A 15,537-nucleotide genomic window follows, 5' to 3' on the forward strand; every position below is an offset into this window, starting at 1 on the left:
ATGGAGCCGTCAACGCCATTCATCCGCCGGCCGGTCGCAACGACGTTGCTGACGTTCGGGCTCGCGGCGGCGGGCATTGTCGCATTCTTCAAGCTGCCGGTGTCGCCGCTGCCGGCGGTCGATTTCCCGACCATCTCGGTGCAGGCGACACTGCCGGGCGCGAGCCCCCAGGATGTCGCGACCACGGTCGCAAGTCCGCTGGAGCGGCATCTCGGCCAGATCGCCGACGTCAGCGAGATGACGTCGTCGAGCTCGGTCGGTTCGACCCGGATCACGCTGCAATTCAACCTCAATCGCGACATCGACGGCGCGGCGCGTGACGTGCAGGCCGCGATCAACGCGGCGCGGGCCGATCTGCCGACCAGCCTGCGCAGCAATCCGACGTACCGCAAGGTCAATCCGGCCGACGCGCCGATCCTGATCCTGACACTGACCTCGGATACGATGACGCGCGGCGATCTGTACGACGCTGCGTCCACGGTGCTGGCGCAGAAGCTGTCGCAGGTCGACGGCATCGGCCAGGTCGTGGTCGGCGGCAGCTCGCTGCCGGCCGTCCGCGTCGACCTGATCCCGCAGGCGCTCTACAAATACGGCATCGGTCTCGAGGACGTCCGTGCCGCGCTGTCGAACGCCAACGCGCACAGCCCGAAGGGCGGTATCGATGTCGGCGACCAGCGCTACCAGGTCTATGCCAACGACCAGGCCAACAAGGCCGCCGACTATCAGTCGCTGATCGTAGCCTACCGCAATGGCGCGCCGGTCCATCTCTCCGACGTCGGCGAGGTGACCGACGGCGTCGAGAATTTGCGCAACGCAGGGCTAGCCGACGGCAAGCCGGCGGTGCTGGTCATCCTCTACCGCCAGCCCAACGCCAATATCATCTCGACCGTCGACCTGGTGAAGGCGCTGATGCCGCAGCTGAAGGCCTCGGTGTCGCCGGCGATCGACATCGGCATGGCGGTGGACCGCTCGACGACCATCCGCACCTCGCTCAAGGATGTCGAGCGAACGCTTATCTTGGCGGTCTTTCTGGTTGTCGTCGTGGTGTTCGCGTTCCTGCGCAGCGGGCGCGCCACGTTCATTCCGGTGGTGGCGGTCTCGGTGTCGCTGGTTGCGACCTTCGGCGCGATGTACCTGTTCGGCTACAGCCTCGACAATCTGTCGCTGATGGCGCTGACGGTGGCGACCGGATTCGTGGTCGACGACGCTATCGTGGTGCTGGAGAACGTCACCCGCTACATCGAGGAAGGCCTGAGCCCGCTCGAGGCGGCACTGAAGGGCGCCAACGAGGTCGGCTTCACCGTGCTGTCGATGAGCATCTCGCTGATCGCGGTGTTCATTCCCATTCTGCTGATGGCCGGCATCGTCGGACGGCTGTTCCGCGAATTCGCGATGACGATCTCGATCTCGATCCTGATCTCGCTCGCGGTCTCGCTGGCGACCACGCCGATGATGTGCGCCGTATTGCTCAAGCCGGACCACGGCGGCCACGGGCGGCTCTATTGGGCGAGTGAGCGCTTCTTCGAGGCGATGCTGAATTTCTACCGCCGGACATTGACCGCGGCGCTGCAACATCCGCTGTCGGTGATGCTGGTGCTGGCGGCGGTGTTCGGCCTCAATTTCTATCTCTACAACGTGATCCCGAAGGGCTTCTTCCCGCAGCAGGACACCGGACGGCTGGTCGGTTCGATCCAGGCCGACCAGAGCGTGTCATTCCAGCTGATGCAGCAGAAGCTCGCGCAGTTCGTCGGTATCATCAAGCGCGATCCGGCGGTGGAGACCGTGGTCGGCTTCACCGGCGGCGGGCAGACCAATTCCGGATTCGTGTTCGTGTCGCTGCGGCCGCTCGACCAGCGCAAGCTCGGCGCCGACGGCGTGATCGCGCGGCTGCGTCGGGAGATGGCGGTGGTGCCCGGCGCGAGCCTGTTCCTACAGGCGGTGCAGGACATCCGGGTCGGGGGCAGGGCCTCGAACGCGCAGTATCAATACACATTGCAGGGCTCGACGCTGGAGGAGCTCAATGACTGGACGCCGAAGATCGCGGCGGCCTTGCAGCGCGATCCGAACCTTGCCGACGTCAACAGCGACCAGCAGAACAAGGGCCTGGAGTCCGACCTCGTGATCGACCGTGACGCCGCGGCCCGGCTCGGCATCACGGTCAGCCAGATCGACAACACGCTCTACGATGCCTTCGGCCAGCGTCAGGTGTCGACGATCTATGTCGCACGCAACCAGTACCACGTCATCATGGAGGTGGCGCCGCGCTACTGGCAGAACCCGGAGACGCTGAAGGACGTCTATATCAGCACCTCGGGCGCATCGGTCGGCGGGTCGCAATCGACCAATGCGGTCGCGGGCACCGTGGTGGCGTCGGGGACCTCGAGCGCGGCCAGCTCGGCCAATGCGCAGGCCGCGCGCAACCAGGCCACCAATTCGATCGGCTCGACCGGGAAAGGGGCGGCCTCGACCGGGTCGGCGGTCTCGACCAGCAGCGAGACCATGATCCCGCTCTCGGCGGTCGCTGCCTTCAAGCAAGGCGCGACGCCGCTCGCGGTCAATCATCAAGGGCTTTTGGTCGCCAACACCATCTCGTTCAACCTGCCGCCGAACGTGTCGCTCAGCACCGCGGTCGCCAGCATCGAGGCGACCATGAACCGGATCGGCGTTCCGGCCACGATCCGTGGCACCTTCCAGGGCTCCGCCAAGGCGTTCCAGGATTCCCTGAGCAACCAGCCGTTCCTGATCCTGGCGGCCGTGATCACGATCTATATCGTGCTGGGCGTGCTCTATGAGAGCTACGTCCACCCCCTGACCATCTTGTCCACACTGCCCTCCGCAGGTGTGGGTGCCTTGCTGGCGCTGATGGCATTCAAGACCGAGTTCAGTATCATGGCGCTGATCGGCGTCATCCTGCTGATCGGTATTGTGAAGAAGAACGCCATCATGATGATCGACTTTGCGCTGGATGCGGAACGCAGGCGCGGGCTGGAGCCGCTCGAGGCGATCAGGGAAGCATGCCTGTTGCGCTTCCGTCCGATCATGATGACGACGATGGCCGCACTGCTCGGTGCCGTGCCGCTGGCGATCGGGATGGGCGATGGCGGCGAGCTGCGGCAGCCGCTCGGCATCGCCATTGTCGGCGGCCTGATCCTGAGCCAGGTCCTGACGCTCTACACGACGCCGGTCATCTATCTCTATCTGGATCGGTTCCGCCTGTGGGCCCAACGCGTCCGCCAGGGCGGCGCATTGCGGCGGCCGGGCTCCTCACTTCAACCGGGCGAGTAAATGCCGACAGTTGCAGCATCGCGAAGTCTTCAAATGTTGCGGAAATCGGTCCGGTTTCCGCGCGCCGCTGCGGTTGGCGAGAAGCGCCGGCGTCCCGCGTTGCTGACGCTTGTCGGGATCGGTCTCGGCCTGTCCGGCTGCATTCCCGGCGCGGAGCGGCCCGAGCTCAATCTCGAAGTGCCGGCGAGCTATCGCGCCGCTGCCAAGGGCGATGCGGACGCGGCCGTGCCGGCGCTCGCCTGGTGGCGCGGCTTTCGCTCGCCCGAGCTGACCGGCTTGATGGAATCCGCGCAGCTCTACAATCTCGATATTGCCGTGGCGATCGCCCAGATCGTGCAGGCCGATGCGCAGGCCGGCGTCTCCGGCGCCGCGCTGCTGCCGTCGCTGTCCGGATCGGCCAATGCCGAACGCCAGCGCGTCGCGGCGGGATCGAGCTCGTCGCTCGGCGGCAGCGGCACCTTCTCGCAATACAGTCTCGGCCTGAGCGCGAGCTATATCGTGGATTTCTGGGGCAAGAATCGCGCGACGCTGTCGGCGTCGGAGGAGAGCGCGACCAGTGCCCGCTACAATCGCGAAGTGGTCGCGCTGAGCACGATGGCGACGGTCGCCAACACCTATTTCCAGGTGCTGGCGGCCCAGGACCAGATCAAGGTCACCCGCCGCAACCTGGCGGCGGCCGAGCGCATCCTCGCTCTGATCAAGTCGCAATTCGCCGGCGGCACCGCCTCGCAGCTCGATCTGTCGCAGCAGGAGGCGCTGGTCGCGACCCAGCGCGCGGCGATCCCGCCGCTCGAGGTGACGGTCGGGCAGAACATCGCCGCGCTCGCCGTGCTGGTGGCGCGCGCGCCGGCCGATTTCAGCGTGCGCGGCGGCTCCACGACGCAGATCGCGGTGCCGCGGGTGACGCCCGGGATGCCGTCCGAACTGCTCTACCAGCGGCCTGACGTGCGCCAGGCCGAGGCGCAACTGGCGTCCTCCAATTTCAGCGTCGATGCGGCGCGCGCGGCGTTCTTCCCGCAGATCCAGCTCACCGGCACGACCGGCTTCCAGAGCGCCGCGCTCGCCTCGCTGTTCGCGCCGGGCGGCTGGTACTACACGCTCGCCGCCGGGCTGACCCAGCCGCTGTTCGACGGCTTCCTGCTGGAGAGCCAGCTCAAGCTCGCCAAGGGCCAGCAATTGCAATACTTGCAGGCCTATCGCAAGGCGGTGCTGTCGGCCTTCGCCGACGTCGAGAAGGCGCTGATCGCGCTGCAAAAGTACACGTTGCAGGAACGCCTGCAAGCCGATGTCGTGGCGGCGTCGCGCAAGGCGTTCGAGGTCGCCGAGACGCAGTTGCGCGGCGGCACGGTCAATCTCATCACGGTGCTACAGGCGCAGCAGACGCTGTTCACGGCCGAGAACAATCTGGTTACGGTCCGGCTCAACAAGCTGCTTGCCGCGAGCAGCCTGTTCCAGGCGCTCGGCGGCGGCTGGACGCCGTCCGGCATGCTTGCGGCGACGGCGCAGTGAGGTCGGTGATGCAGCGGTTCGCAACAGTTCTCGTCATTGCCCTGATCGTCGCGTTGGGCGCGCCGGCCGGCCCGGCGCGGGCACAGCAGGGCGCTCCCAACGGCGTTCCGCTCAGCTTCGGCATGAGCGCCGACCAGGCCAGCCAGTCGCTCGGTGTTCCGCTGAGTTACGTGCGCGGCACGCCCGGCAATGAAATGTTCGTCGCGCTGCCCAATGTCAGGGGCAGCGTGCTGTCGCGGCGTAGCGACGGGCTCTACCTGCAATTCGGCAAGGGACGCCTGATCGGCTGGAAGGGCGATTGGGGGACCGTTCGGCAATGAGGGCCTCGACCATGATCGCCTTGAGGGGACTGATCGCCTGCGCCGCCGTCGCGCTCAGCGCGGCCGCCGCATCGGCGCAGGACCGGCCGCTGCGCTACGGCAGCACCGGCGGTGCGTATTTCGACGGCAGGGATGACCACCGCGATTTCCGGAGCAACGGCTACTTCCCGGGCAGCTTTGCCAGCGATCCCTTCAGCGCCGGGTTCGGGGCCGCGGGACTGTTCGGCGCGACGCCGCAGCACTCGGCGCGGCCGTATCCGTCGCAGGTGATCTTCGGTCAGCCGTGCCCGGATTGCCGGCCGTACCGCACGCGGCGGCACCGCGACCGGCCCGATTGAATGCGCAGCTTGAGCTGCTGGCAAAGCGGATTCGCGCCGTTCGGATGATGCTCTAGCCCCTGCGCTGGAGCTCATCGATGATGCGCGGCTTCATCCAGCCGGCCTTGTCGATGATCTCCCTGCGTAGCGCGTCCTTGTCGATCTCATGTTGCTCGCGAGGGATGTCGCCGCCGCCGGCATTTCGGAACGTCTCGAGCAGGCCGCTGTGCCGCGCCTTCCACTCGATGACATGCTCGGTCATGGTTTGGGTCACCGCCGGCAGGAAGCCGGGATGCGCTGCCAGGCCGCATGACGCCGTGGTCTGCGGATCGCCGGCCAGCATGATCACGTTCCACTCGTCGTAACCGATCAGATCCATCTGGCCGTAGAGAAACGCGCCATGCGGCCCGTCCCAGATCTTCTGGTCGATGATGAGGAAAGGCAACGCGTGGCAGTAGCCGTATTGGGCCGCCATGTCGCGGTTGAAGGCCTCGGTACGCTGTTGCAAGCGTCGACTGGCGGCCGCGAACACCGCGAGCGAATTGTCGGCCGTGGGCGCTGCGTCGTGCTCATTGTCGGGCACGAAGCCCGCATCGCGCAGCAGCGAGCCGATCTGCGGGTGGTCCCACTGCATCTTGTGAAAGGCCGGCGCGGTGCGATCGGCGTCCGGCGCCGGACGTGAGGTGTCCTTGGGCTCGCCCAAGGTCTCCCGCTTCTTTCCGAAAACCACCCTGCGCCCGAACATCGCGTGCCGTTCCTGCCAAGCTGGGGGAAAAGCATGGCAAACAATGCCCAGACTTGTCTTAACTGGTCGGGCCAGCCGGCCGCGATCAAACAACAGGGTAACGCCCTGGTTAAGCCGAACGCGAAAAATCGATCAATCGACGGTCGGCAATGGGCTAATTTGCTGCGGCGCTGGTCGATTTCGCCGGCACCGGGCTGACGCGGGCGAACCGTACCACGAAGCGGGTGCCCTTGTGGGCCGGGTCGCGCTCGACGCTGGCGTCGAGCTTGGCGGCCATCGCCGCGACGATGCGCTGGCCCATGCCGGTGCCGCGCGGGTCGGTCTTGTCGGAGAAACCGACGCCTTCGTCGCTGATCGCAAGCAGCAGATCGTCGGCCTCCGGCTTCAGCTCGACATGGATCGGACCGGCGCCGTCGGGATAGGCGTACTTCACGGCATTCATCACCAGCTCGTTGACGATGATGCCGATCGCGACCGCGCGGTCGGGATCGATCTCGACCGCGGCGGCCTTCAGCGTCAGCCGCGACATCTTGTTGCCTTCGGCCGATCGCCTGAGATCCTCGAGCAGCGCCTCGAGATACTGGTTGAGCATCACGGTCTTGAAGTCGTGCGACGTATAGAGGCGGCGGTGCACCTGCGCGACGGCGGCGACGCGGCCCATGGCGTTGGTGAGCGCCGCCTTGACGTCCTTCTGGTTGGCGGAATTGGCCTGCAGATGCAGCAGCGATGCGATGATCTGCAACGAATTGCCGACGCGATGGTTGACCTCGCGGAGCAGCACCTCGCGCTCGGCGGCGAGCGCGGCGTAGCGGTCGCGCGAGGCGTGCACCTCGGCCTCGGCCTCGTCGCGCGCCCTCTGGATCGCGGCGCGCTTGATCGCGCCGTTGACCGCGACCTGGAGCAGGGGGATGAATTCGCCGCGGACATCCTTGACCAGATAGTCCGCCGCGCCGGCCTTCAGCGCGGTGACGGCGATCGCCGAATCCTGCGAGGCGGTGACGAACACCACCGGCGGCGTATCCGGGATCTTGAGGATCTGCTCCAGCGTCTCCAGCCCGTCGAGGCCGGGCATGTACTGGTCGAGCGCGACGACGTCGATGCCGCCCTGGGCGAGCCGGTCGAGGCCTTCCTGACCGCTCGCGGCATGCACGACCTTGTAGCCCGCGCGCGTCAGCCCGCGGTCGACCAGGCGCGCCAGCGCCGCGTCGTCGTCGATATAGAGCAGTGTCGGCGTTGCGCTGGTCATATCGAGGCTGGCGGCACCTGAATCACGGAAAAGAACAGGCCAAGCTGGCGGATGGCGTTGGCGAAGCTTTCGTAGTTCACCGGCTTGGTGATGTAGACGTTGCAACCGAGTTCGTAGCAACGCTTGATCTCCTGACTGTCGTCGGTGGTGGTCAGCACGACCACCGGCGTCGACTTGAGATACTTGTTCTCCTTGACCCGCTTCAGGATATCGATGCCGGTCATGTCAGGCAGATTGAGATCAAGCAGGATGAGCAGAGCGTGGCCCTTGCGCTCGACCGCGGTGCCATCCTTGCCGAACAGATAGTTCACGGCCTCTGTACCGTTGGTGAACGGGATGATCTCATTGTTGACACCCGAGCGCCGGATATTCCGCTCAATCAGGCGGGCATGGCCCTCATCGTCCTCGATCATGATGATGGTGACTGGATCGCTCATGACTCTTTGTCCCGGTTCTTGCCTGACCATTTGATGGGCAGCGTGATCGTGAATGTGCTGCCGTTATGAAGTTCCGATGCTACCGACATGGTGCCTCCCAGTCTGCGCACAAGTGCGCGGACGTGGGCTAGCCCGATGCCCTGACCGGGCTTGTCCTGGGTTCCGGCGCGGCGGAACAGATCGAAAATGCGCTGGTGGTCCTTTGGATCGATGCCACGGCCATTGTCGGTGATCTCGAAGATCGCGAAGCCGAGCTTGGTGCGGCCCTCGACCGAGATCTCGCCGGGCACTCCGTCCTTGAGGTATTTGAGCGCGTTGTCGATCAGGTTGGAAAAGATCTGCTCCAGCGCCAGGCGGTCGCTGACGACATTCGGCAACGCGCCGATCTGGATGGTCGCGTCGGCCTCGGACGCCTGGTGGGCCACCGTCTTGACGATGCCGTCGATCAGCTCGCGAAGGTCGATCCGCTCCGGCTTGAATTCGCGGCGGCCCTCACGCGTGAGATTGAGGATCGCGGTGATCAGGCGGTCCATCTTGGCGATCGACGATTTGATGAAGCCGAGCGATTCGTTGAAATCGTCGGATAACCGCTTGTCGGAGCCTTCGAGCTCGGGCTCGGCCACGTCGGTCGCGTCTTCGGGCATCGCCGGCGCGAGCGACGCGGTGCGATTCAGGGTGGCGATGCGCTTGAAGATGTCGCCGCGCAATTCCTCCAGTTCGCTGGTGAAGCCCATGATGTTGACCAGTGGCGAGCGCAGGTCGTGGCTGACGATGTAGGCGAAGCGCTGGATCTCCTCGTTGGCCTCGCGCAGGTCGGCCGTGCGTTCGTCGACGATGGTTTCGAGATTGGCGTTGTTGTCGCGCAGGTTGGCCTCGGCCTCGTCGCGCGCCCGGGAGGATTGCCGGAGCAGCACGACCGAGAGCGCGGCGAGCGCCAGCACCAGGCAGGAGCCGGCGATGGTGACCGAGGAGGCCAGCACCTGGGTCCTGTCCGCGGTCGCGGTGCGCGTCGCCAGCAGGCGATCCTCTTCGCTGCGCATGTCGCGGCCGATCCGGGCGATCGCCTCCAGAGCGTCCGACGACGTGCCCTTGCGCAGGATGTCGATGCTGGTCGCGGCGTCGTTGTTCTTGACCCGCTCGATGCTGAGCGCGAATTCGGCCAGCCGTTGCTCGACGGCGGACTTGAGCTTCGCGGCATTGGCGATCTGGGCCGGATTGTCGACGGTCATCGTCTGGAGATGGCTGAGCGCGGCCGGGAGCCCTGCCGCTGCCGACTGGTACTCGGACAGGTATTGTGGTGCTGACGTCAGCAGGTAGGCCCGGGTCGCGCTTTCGGCGCGCCGGACGTCAAGCAGCAGGTTGGCAACCTGGCTCTCGACCTCGACCGTGTGGACCACCCAGGCATTGTCCTCGCGCGCCTTGTTGACCAGCAGGACCGATGCCACGCTGATCGCGACCAGCACGAAAAATCCCGCCGAGAGCAGCAGGATCTGCAACGTGGAGCGGCGTCGTGAAACCTGGGTCACGACGGTCTCGTTACGGAAGCGGGATTCAACGCGTCCCCGTGGAAAGCCAATAACCCTACAATACGTTCGAAAAGGGCGCCGGGTTCCACCAGGTTCCGAACTATTTTGCGGTGTCGGAGGGCTGGCCGGCGAGATACTGCTCCAGCCAATGGATGTGGTAGTCGCCCTCGATGATGTCGGGCTCGCGCACCAGGGCGCGGAACAGCGGCAGCGTGGTCTCGATGCCGTCGACCACCATCTCGTCGAGTGCCCGGCGCAGCCGCATCAGGCATTCGCCGCGGGTCTTGCCGTGCACGATCAGCTTGCCGACCAGCGAGTCGTAATAGGGCGGGATCACATAGCCCTGATAGACGGCGGAATCGATCCGCACGCCGAGACCGCCCGGCGGATGGAATTGGGTGATCCGTCCGGGCGAGGGGCGGAAGGTCTGCGGGTTCTCCGCATTGATGCGGCACTCGATGGCGTGGCCGATGATTGCGATGTCGCTCTGCTTGGCCGGCAATTCGCCGCCGGCGGCGATCCGGATCTGCTCCAGCACCAGATCGATATCGGTGATGCTTTCGGTAACGGGATGCTCGACCTGGATGCGGGTGTTCATCTCGATGAAATAGAACTCGCCTTCCTCGTAGAGGAATTCGATGGTGCCGACGCCGAGATATTTCATGTCCCGCATCGCCTTGGCGCAGGTCTCGCCGATCCTGGCGCGGGCGGCGGCCGCGAGCACGGGCGAGGGGCCTTCTTCCCAGACCTTCTGGTGCCGCCGCTGCAGCGAGCAGTCGCGCTCGCCGAGATGGATGGCGCCGCCGCGGCCGTCGCCGAGAATCTGGATCTCGATGTGGCGCGGCTTCTGGAGGTACTTTTCCAGATAGACCGAAGCATCGCCGAATGCCGACCGCGCCTCGTTGGCCGCGGTCGAGAGCGCGAGCGCGAGATCGGCCTCGGTGTGCGCGACCTTCATGCCGCGGCCACCGCCGCCGGCCGCCGCCTTCACCAGCACCGGGAAGCCGATCTCCTTGCCGATGGCGAGCGCGTCCGCCTCCGAGGTCACCGCGCCGTCGGAGCCGGGGACCACGGGAATGCCGAGGCGCTTGGCGGTCTTCTTGGCCTCGATCTTGTCGCCCATCAGGCGGATATGCTCGGCCTTCGGTCCGATGAAACCCAGATTGTGGTCGGCGAGGATCTCGGCGAAGCGCGCATTCTCGGACAGGAAGCCGTAGCCGGGATGCACGGCGTCGGCGCCGGTGATCTCGCAGGCCGCCAGCAGGGCCGGCACGTTGAGATAGGAATCCTTCGACGGCGGCGGGCCGATGCAGACGCTCTCGTCGGCGAGCCGCACATGCATGGCGTCGGCGTCGGCGGTGGAATGCACCGCGACCGTCGAGATGCCGAGCTCCTTGCAGGCGCGCAGCACCCGCAGCGCGATCTCGCCGCGATTGGCTATGAGGATCTTGTCGAACATCGCAGCGCCTGGTGTTGCCGGAAGCTATTCAATGATGACGAGCGGCTCGCCGAATTCGACCGGCTGGCCGTCCTCGACGAGAATCTGCGTCACGGTGCCAGCGCGCGGCGACGGGATCTGGTTCATCGTCTTCATCGCCTCGATGATCAGAAGCGTCTGCCCGGCCGTGACCTTGGTGCCGACTTCGACGAACGGCTTGGCGCCCGGCTCGGGTGCCCAATAGGCGGTACCGACCATCGGCGAGGGCACGGCGCCCGGGTGCTTTGCGAGGTCGGTTGCGGCGGCGGCAGGCACCGCCACTGCGGCCGGCGCGGCGACGGCATGCACGGCCGTCGGCACCGAGGCCGCGATGCTGATGTTGCGGGCGACCCGGACGCGAAGGCCGGCGCGTTCGATCTCGATCTCGGTAAGGTTGGTCTCAGCAAGCAGAAGGGCGAGCTCGCGGATGAGGACGCTGTCGTCGCTCTTGGAGTCGCTCTTGGATTTTGCGGCTGGTTTGTCGTCTGGCTGGCGCGCCATGTTGTTTGATCCGAAATCTCTGTCTGGTGACGGGGAACGTCAGGATTGACGATTAAGTCTTTGCCTTTGCATCGATCTTGGCACCGATTTTGGTGGCAAGGCCGATCATCGCGAGCCGGTAGCCGTCGATGCCGAAACCGCAAAGTGACGCGAAGGCGGCTTTAGCAATGAACGAGTGGTCCCGGAAGCTCTCGCGGGCGTGGATGTTGCTGACGTGAACTTCGACGGCGGGGATTTTCACCGCGACCAGTGCGTCATGCAGTGCGATCGAGGTATGAGAGTAGCCGCCGGCGTTGATGATGATGCCGGCCGCTTTCTTGGCGTGAGCCTCGTGGATGAAATCGATCAGCTCGCCCTCGCGGTTGGACTGCCGGCAGTCGGCGGTCAGTCCGAACTGGCGCGCAGTGTCCGCGCACAGCTTCTCGACGTCGGCGAGGGTGGCATGGCCGTAGGTCTCCGGCTCGCGCGTCCCCAGCAGGTTGAGGTTCGGGCCGTTCAGCACATAGATCGTTCCGGCAGCAGCCATTCCAGAGTTCCGGCCAAAGGTTCCGATAGGGGTTCCGACAAGGGGTGGAGTGGGCCGGGTTATAGGTAACAACCGGCCGCAGGGGAAGCCTTTAGGTGAAATCGGAACGTCTTCAACGGCTTCCTCCACCCCATCAGGTGGCTGGCGTAACCCGCAGAAATTGCTTGATTAACCAAGTCTCACGGAAGCCGCTTCGGGTTGCGCCCCCGGGCCGCCATCCACCGGCGTTTGCGGATGTGGCGAACGCAAGACCCCGCCCTCGGGGGCGGGGTCGAGAGTGGGTGAGGGCACGCATTGGCGCCCTCGCGTAGAGGCCATGCTAGCCCTCGATGATGTAGACGATCTCGTGGGTTTCCGGCTGCACGATGATGTAGCGGCCGTGGACCAGGATCAACTCGTAGCCACGCCACTGCGGATAGATCGTCACGACCCGCTCCGGCACCGGGTAGAAGTGCACCTCGGTCGGGACGCGGGTGCCGACCGCCACGTTGAAGTTCACATTGGTGACTTCGGTGACGTGCTCCGACTTGATCGCGGTCGTGATCTCGGTGCGCTTCTCGGCCGGCGGAGCCGCGGTGGCCGAGGTTGCGGCGTTACCGGTCGTGGTCTGCGTGCGGCTCGTGTCGTTGGTCTGCGCGCGGTTGGTGTCGGTCGGGTTCTTGGTCTGGGCGTTCTGGTTGGTCGGGGCGCCGCTCTTGTCACGACCCTCGGCTTTCATGCTGCCGTTCTTGTCGTGACTCTCGGCTTTCATGTCCTTCGCGCTGTCCTTGGCGCCCTTGGTCGCATCGTTCTCCGAGCTCATGCTCTTCGACTTCTGCGTATCGTCCTGCGCACCCTTGGTGGCAGGGCCGGACTTCTCGGATTGGGCGCCCTTCATGCCGCCCGTATCGTGCTGCATCGTGCCCGACGACGCGCCACCCGACGGCGCGGAGTGCTGCATGGCCGCGCCACCGCCGGCCGCCGGCGATTCCTTGCTTGCGCCGCCCGCGCCCTGCGCATTGGCAAGGCCGGTGCCGGCGATCAGGGCCGCCGCGGCGACCGAAATCAGAAATCGGTTAGACATCGTAGTCCTCCTCATGTGTCAGCATTGCCCGCGCCGACAACGAGGGATCATGTGCGATGTTCCTGTCGATTTCCGGTTCCTCGCAGTTTGTTTCGTGAATGCGGGATGAACGCGAAAGTGCTTCAACCACAGGCCCAATCGAACTCCAAGCGCGCGAGATCGAGCTCACCATGCGGCCGGCGCGGAGTCGGTGCGGCGATCGCAACAAAAAATCCGGCTGCATGGCAGCCGGATTTCGCTGAGTGAAGAGATGTGCCTGGAAGCGATCAGCAGGTCGCCTTGCCGCAGCGGGCGATGCCGATCTTTTCCTTGAGGTTGTCGACACCGACCGCGCCGATCACGACCTGCTTGCCGATCACGTAGCTCGGCGTGCCGTTCATGCCCATGGATTCGGCGAGGCGGAAGTTCTCCTCGATGGTCGCCTTCACCTCGGGACTCGCCATGTCCTTCTCGAGCCTCGTCATGTCGAGACCAACGTCCTTGGCGACCGCCAGCGCGCGCGCCTTGTCGGCGGCGCCACGGCCGCCCAGCAGCTTCTGGTGAAACTCGAGATACTTCTTGCCGGTCGGATCCTGCATGCGTACGGCGACCGCGACCTGCGCGGCCTCGACCGAGCCCTGGCTCAGCACCGGGAATTCCTTCAGCACCACCTTCAGCTTCGGATCCGACTTCATCAGGTCCATCATGTCGGACATCGCGCGCTTGCAGTAGCCGCAATTGTAATCGAAGAACTCGACGAAGGTGACGTCGCCGTCCTTGTTGCCGAGCACGACGCCGCGCGGCGAGTTGAAGATGGTGTCGGCGTTCTTGGCAACGCTCTGCTCATGCTTCTCGGCTTCGGCCGCGGCCTGCCGCTTGCTCAGTTCGTTCATCGCCTCCTCGAGCACCTCCGGATGCGCGATCAGGTAACTGCGCACGATGGTCTCGATGTCGCCGCGCTGGGTGTCGGTGAAGCTCTGCGCGGACGCGGTGAGCGGCGCGGCGCAAACGCCGAGCGCGAGCAGGGCAGGGGCAAGAAAGCGAAGCGCTGGCATGGCAAAATCCTTGTTCGAGGTGGCCCAAAATACGGCGACGCCGTCGGCCGGTTTCGGTGATCGTTGTATGGAACTACGGTTTATTTCTAGTTGTTTTTCTGACCCGGCATGGGCTTGGCGCTCACAATGTCGTCAGCTTTGACCCAGCCGGGCGTGCCGATCGCGAATCGTGTCTTGGCGCGCGACGCGAGTTCGCGGGCGGTCTTGGTGTCGCCGCGCAGATAGGCCGCCTGCGCCGAGGCGAGATCGGCCTGGGCATAGTCACCCTTGCGGCCATAGGCCATCGCGAGCTGGGTGTAGCCGAGCGGCGCCTCGGGCTCGCGCGCCACCGCGGCGCGCAGCATGTTGATCGCCTCGTCGGTGAAGGCCTTGTTGTCGGAGGCGACCATCGCCTGGCCGAGCAGCATCTCGATCAGCGGCGCGTTGCTGGAGAGCTGCACGGCGCGGCGCAGCGGTGCGATGGCCTCCGCCGGCCGGCCGCCCTCGAGCAGCGCCTGGCCGCGCAGTTCGTAGAAATAGGGATTGTTGGGCTGCACCTGGATCAAGCCGTCGATCTGCGCGATCGCCGAACGCAGATCGCCGTGCAGATAGGTCGTGATCGCGCGGGCATAGCGCGCCGGCAGGCTGGTGTTGGACAGTGGATAGCGGCGATAGACCGTGTCCTGCCGCTCCATGAAGCCCGAGATCTTGGCGCGCATCATGTCGTGACGCAGTTGCAGCGCCGGATCGTCCTTCTTGTCCCAATAGGGGCTGGAGCGCGCCAGGTCTTGCAGCGCGGAGACGCGGTCGACCGGCATCGGGTGCGACTGGAGATACGGATCGGCGCCGCGCGAGGCGAACAGGCTCTCGTCGGTGAAGCGCTTGAAGGTCTCGTACATCCCCTTGGCGGACTGTCCGGTGGCGGTGAGGAATTTGACGCCGGCGCGGTCGGCGTTCTCCTCCTGCTGGCGCTGATAGGACAACAGCGTGCGCTGGATCACCGATTGCGGTGCCGAGATCGCGGCTGCGCCTGCGCTGGAGAGGCCGTTGCCGCCGCTGCGGCCGCCGGCGCCTGCGGCGAGTGCGCCGACGCCGAGCAGCATCGCGATGATCATCTGGGTCTGGGCCTGCGCAAGCTGCTCGCGCATCTTGGCGAGATGGCCGCCAGCCAGATGGCCGGTTTCATGCGCCAGCACGCCGATAATCTGGTTCGGCGTCTCCGATTGCAGCAGCGCGCCGTAATTGACGAAGATGCGACGGCCGTCGGCGACGAAGGCGTTGAACGAGCCGTCGTTGATGATGACGATCTGGATGTTCTGCTTCTCCAGGCCGGCGGCGCGCAGGATCGGCCTGGTGTATTCACGCAGTAACTGCTCGGACTCGGTGTCGCGCAGCACCGGCGGCCCCTTTTGCTGCGCCCGTGCAGGCACGACCGGGCCGATCGCGAGCGCGACCGCGGTCAACAGCGCGGTCAACTTGAACGTTCGGGCGCGAAGCGCGGGGCGGAACAGCATCGGGCGATCTACCGGCGATGGCCGGCGCCATCGAGGCAAACCCCGACCGTCGTCCCGG

General features: G+C 65.5%; 14 protein-coding genes. 4 read left to right on the forward strand and 10 right to left on the reverse strand.

Annotation, left to right across the window (positions count from 1 at the left end; all coding sequences use genetic code 11):
• Genes CWS35_RS23010 through CWS35_RS23025 form a run of 4 tightly spaced genes read left to right on the forward strand, consistent with a single transcriptional unit; the run spans nucleotide 1 to nucleotide 5,452 of the window.
• Nucleotides 1-3,285 carry an efflux RND transporter permease subunit gene (locus CWS35_RS23010; RefSeq protein WP_100953909.1) on the forward strand — a complete coding sequence of 1,095 codons (3,285 nt, stop codon included), beginning with the start codon at nucleotides 1-3 and terminating at the stop codon, nucleotides 3,283-3,285.
• A 33-nt stretch (nucleotides 3,286-3,318) separates the two neighbouring features.
• Nucleotides 3,319-4,794: an efflux transporter outer membrane subunit gene (locus CWS35_RS23015; RefSeq protein WP_024578459.1), complete on the forward strand. Its 1,476-nt coding sequence runs from the start codon at nucleotides 3,319-3,321 to the stop codon at nucleotides 4,792-4,794.
• 8 nt (nucleotides 4,795-4,802) lie between these two features.
• The gene (locus CWS35_RS23020) at nucleotides 4,803-5,114 is read left to right on the forward strand and encodes a hypothetical protein (RefSeq protein WP_024578458.1); all 312 of its coding nucleotides are present in this window, start codon (nucleotides 4,803-4,805) and stop codon (nucleotides 5,112-5,114) included.
• A complete protein-coding gene (locus CWS35_RS23025) occupies nucleotides 5,111-5,452 on the forward strand; it encodes a hypothetical protein (RefSeq protein ID WP_024578457.1) in 342 nt (113 codons plus the stop codon). The genes CWS35_RS23020 and CWS35_RS23025 overlap by 4 nt, the downstream gene beginning before the upstream one ends.
• Nucleotides 5,453-5,504: 52 nt before the next feature.
• Here the strand turns inward: CWS35_RS23025 and CWS35_RS23030 are convergent, their stop codons facing one another.
• From CWS35_RS23030 to CWS35_RS23075, 10 genes are all read right to left on the reverse strand, one after another.
• The gene (locus tag CWS35_RS23030; protein ID WP_145987264.1) at nucleotides 5,505-6,269 is read right to left on the reverse strand and encodes a hypothetical protein; all 765 of its coding nucleotides are present in this window, start codon (nucleotides 6,267-6,269) and stop codon (nucleotides 5,505-5,507) included.
• Nucleotides 6,270-6,330: 61 nt separating this feature from the next.
• On the reverse strand, nucleotides 6,331-7,422 hold the full coding sequence (locus tag CWS35_RS23035) for a sensor histidine kinase (RefSeq protein WP_024578455.1): 1,092 nt from the start codon (nucleotides 7,420-7,422) through the stop codon (nucleotides 6,331-6,333).
• A complete protein-coding gene (locus tag CWS35_RS23040) occupies nucleotides 7,419-7,859 on the reverse strand; it encodes a response regulator (protein ID WP_024578454.1) in 441 nt (146 codons plus the stop codon). Before CWS35_RS23040 ends, CWS35_RS23035 begins: the two co-directional genes overlap by 4 nt.
• The gene (locus CWS35_RS23045) at nucleotides 7,856-9,385 is read right to left on the reverse strand and encodes a CHASE3 domain-containing protein (RefSeq protein ID WP_029878692.1); all 1,530 of its coding nucleotides are present in this window, start codon (nucleotides 9,383-9,385) and stop codon (nucleotides 7,856-7,858) included. The genes CWS35_RS23040 and CWS35_RS23045 overlap by 4 nt, the downstream gene beginning before the upstream one ends.
• 100 nt (nucleotides 9,386-9,485) lie before the next feature.
• The gene (accC, locus tag CWS35_RS23050; RefSeq protein WP_024578452.1) at nucleotides 9,486-10,844 is read right to left on the reverse strand and encodes an acetyl-CoA carboxylase biotin carboxylase subunit; all 1,359 of its coding nucleotides are present in this window, start codon (nucleotides 10,842-10,844) and stop codon (nucleotides 9,486-9,488) included.
• Between the two features lie 24 nt (nucleotides 10,845-10,868).
• Nucleotides 10,869-11,363, reverse strand: a complete 495-nt coding sequence (gene accB, locus CWS35_RS23055; protein WP_024578451.1) for an acetyl-CoA carboxylase biotin carboxyl carrier protein — start codon at nucleotides 11,361-11,363, stop codon at nucleotides 10,869-10,871.
• A gap of 52 nt (nucleotides 11,364-11,415) precedes the next feature.
• Complete coding sequence (gene aroQ, locus CWS35_RS23060) at nucleotides 11,416-11,889, reverse strand: type II 3-dehydroquinate dehydratase (protein WP_100953911.1); 474 nt, start codon at nucleotides 11,887-11,889, stop codon at nucleotides 11,416-11,418.
• A gap of 319 nt (nucleotides 11,890-12,208) precedes the next feature.
• Nucleotides 12,209-12,952 carry a DUF1236 domain-containing protein gene (locus CWS35_RS23065; protein WP_100953913.1) on the reverse strand — a complete coding sequence of 248 codons (744 nt, stop codon included), beginning with the start codon at nucleotides 12,950-12,952 and terminating at the stop codon, nucleotides 12,209-12,211.
• Between the two features lie 266 nt (nucleotides 12,953-13,218).
• A complete protein-coding gene (locus CWS35_RS23070) occupies nucleotides 13,219-13,986 on the reverse strand; it encodes a DsbA family protein (RefSeq protein ID WP_024578448.1) in 768 nt (255 codons plus the stop codon).
• An 86-nt stretch (nucleotides 13,987-14,072) separates the two neighbouring features.
• Nucleotides 14,073-15,479 carry a M48 family metalloprotease gene (locus tag CWS35_RS23075; RefSeq protein WP_024578447.1) on the reverse strand — a complete coding sequence of 469 codons (1,407 nt, stop codon included), beginning with the start codon at nucleotides 15,477-15,479 and terminating at the stop codon, nucleotides 14,073-14,075.
• Between the last annotated feature and the right edge of the window lie 58 nt (nucleotides 15,480-15,537).

Origin of the sequence: Bradyrhizobium sp. SK17 (assembly GCF_002831585.1) — a bacterium.
GTDB lineage: Bacteria > Pseudomonadota > Alphaproteobacteria > Rhizobiales > Xanthobacteraceae > Bradyrhizobium.

What these genes read in the sequence shown, in the direction of transcription:
- CWS35_RS23010 (WP_100953909.1), top strand. Translation starts at nt 1, where the DNA reads ATGGAGCCGTCAACGCCATTCATCCGCCGGCCGGTCGCAACGACGTTG.
- CWS35_RS23015 (WP_024578459.1), top strand. Translation starts at nt 3,319, where the DNA reads ATGTTGCGGAAATCGGTCCGGTTTCCGCGCGCCGCTGCGGTTGGCGAG.
- CWS35_RS23020 (WP_024578458.1), top strand. Translation starts at nt 4,803, where the DNA reads ATGCAGCGGTTCGCAACAGTTCTCGTCATTGCCCTGATCGTCGCGTTG.
- CWS35_RS23025 (WP_024578457.1), top strand. Translation starts at nt 5,111, where the DNA reads ATGAGGGCCTCGACCATGATCGCCTTGAGGGGACTGATCGCCTGCGCC.
- CWS35_RS23035 (WP_024578455.1), bottom strand. Translation starts at nt 7,422, where the DNA reads ATGACCAGCGCAACGCCGACACTGCTCTATATCGACGACGACGCGGCG.
- CWS35_RS23040 (WP_024578454.1), bottom strand. Translation starts at nt 7,859, where the DNA reads ATGAGCGATCCAGTCACCATCATCATGATCGAGGACGATGAGGGCCAT.
- accC (WP_024578452.1), bottom strand. Translation starts at nt 10,844, where the DNA reads ATGTTCGACAAGATCCTCATAGCCAATCGCGGCGAGATCGCGCTGCGG.
- accB (WP_024578451.1), bottom strand. Translation starts at nt 11,363, where the DNA reads ATGGCGCGCCAGCCAGACGACAAACCAGCCGCAAAATCCAAGAGCGAC.
- aroQ (WP_100953911.1), bottom strand. Translation starts at nt 11,889, where the DNA reads ATGGCTGCTGCCGGAACGATCTATGTGCTGAACGGCCCGAACCTCAAC.
- CWS35_RS23065 (WP_100953913.1), bottom strand. Translation starts at nt 12,952, where the DNA reads ATGTCTAACCGATTTCTGATTTCGGTCGCCGCGGCGGCCCTGATCGCC.
- CWS35_RS23070 (WP_024578448.1), bottom strand. Translation starts at nt 13,986, where the DNA reads ATGCCAGCGCTTCGCTTTCTTGCCCCTGCCCTGCTCGCGCTCGGCGTT.
- CWS35_RS23075 (WP_024578447.1), bottom strand. Translation starts at nt 15,479, where the DNA reads ATGCTGTTCCGCCCCGCGCTTCGCGCCCGAACGTTCAAGTTGACCGCG.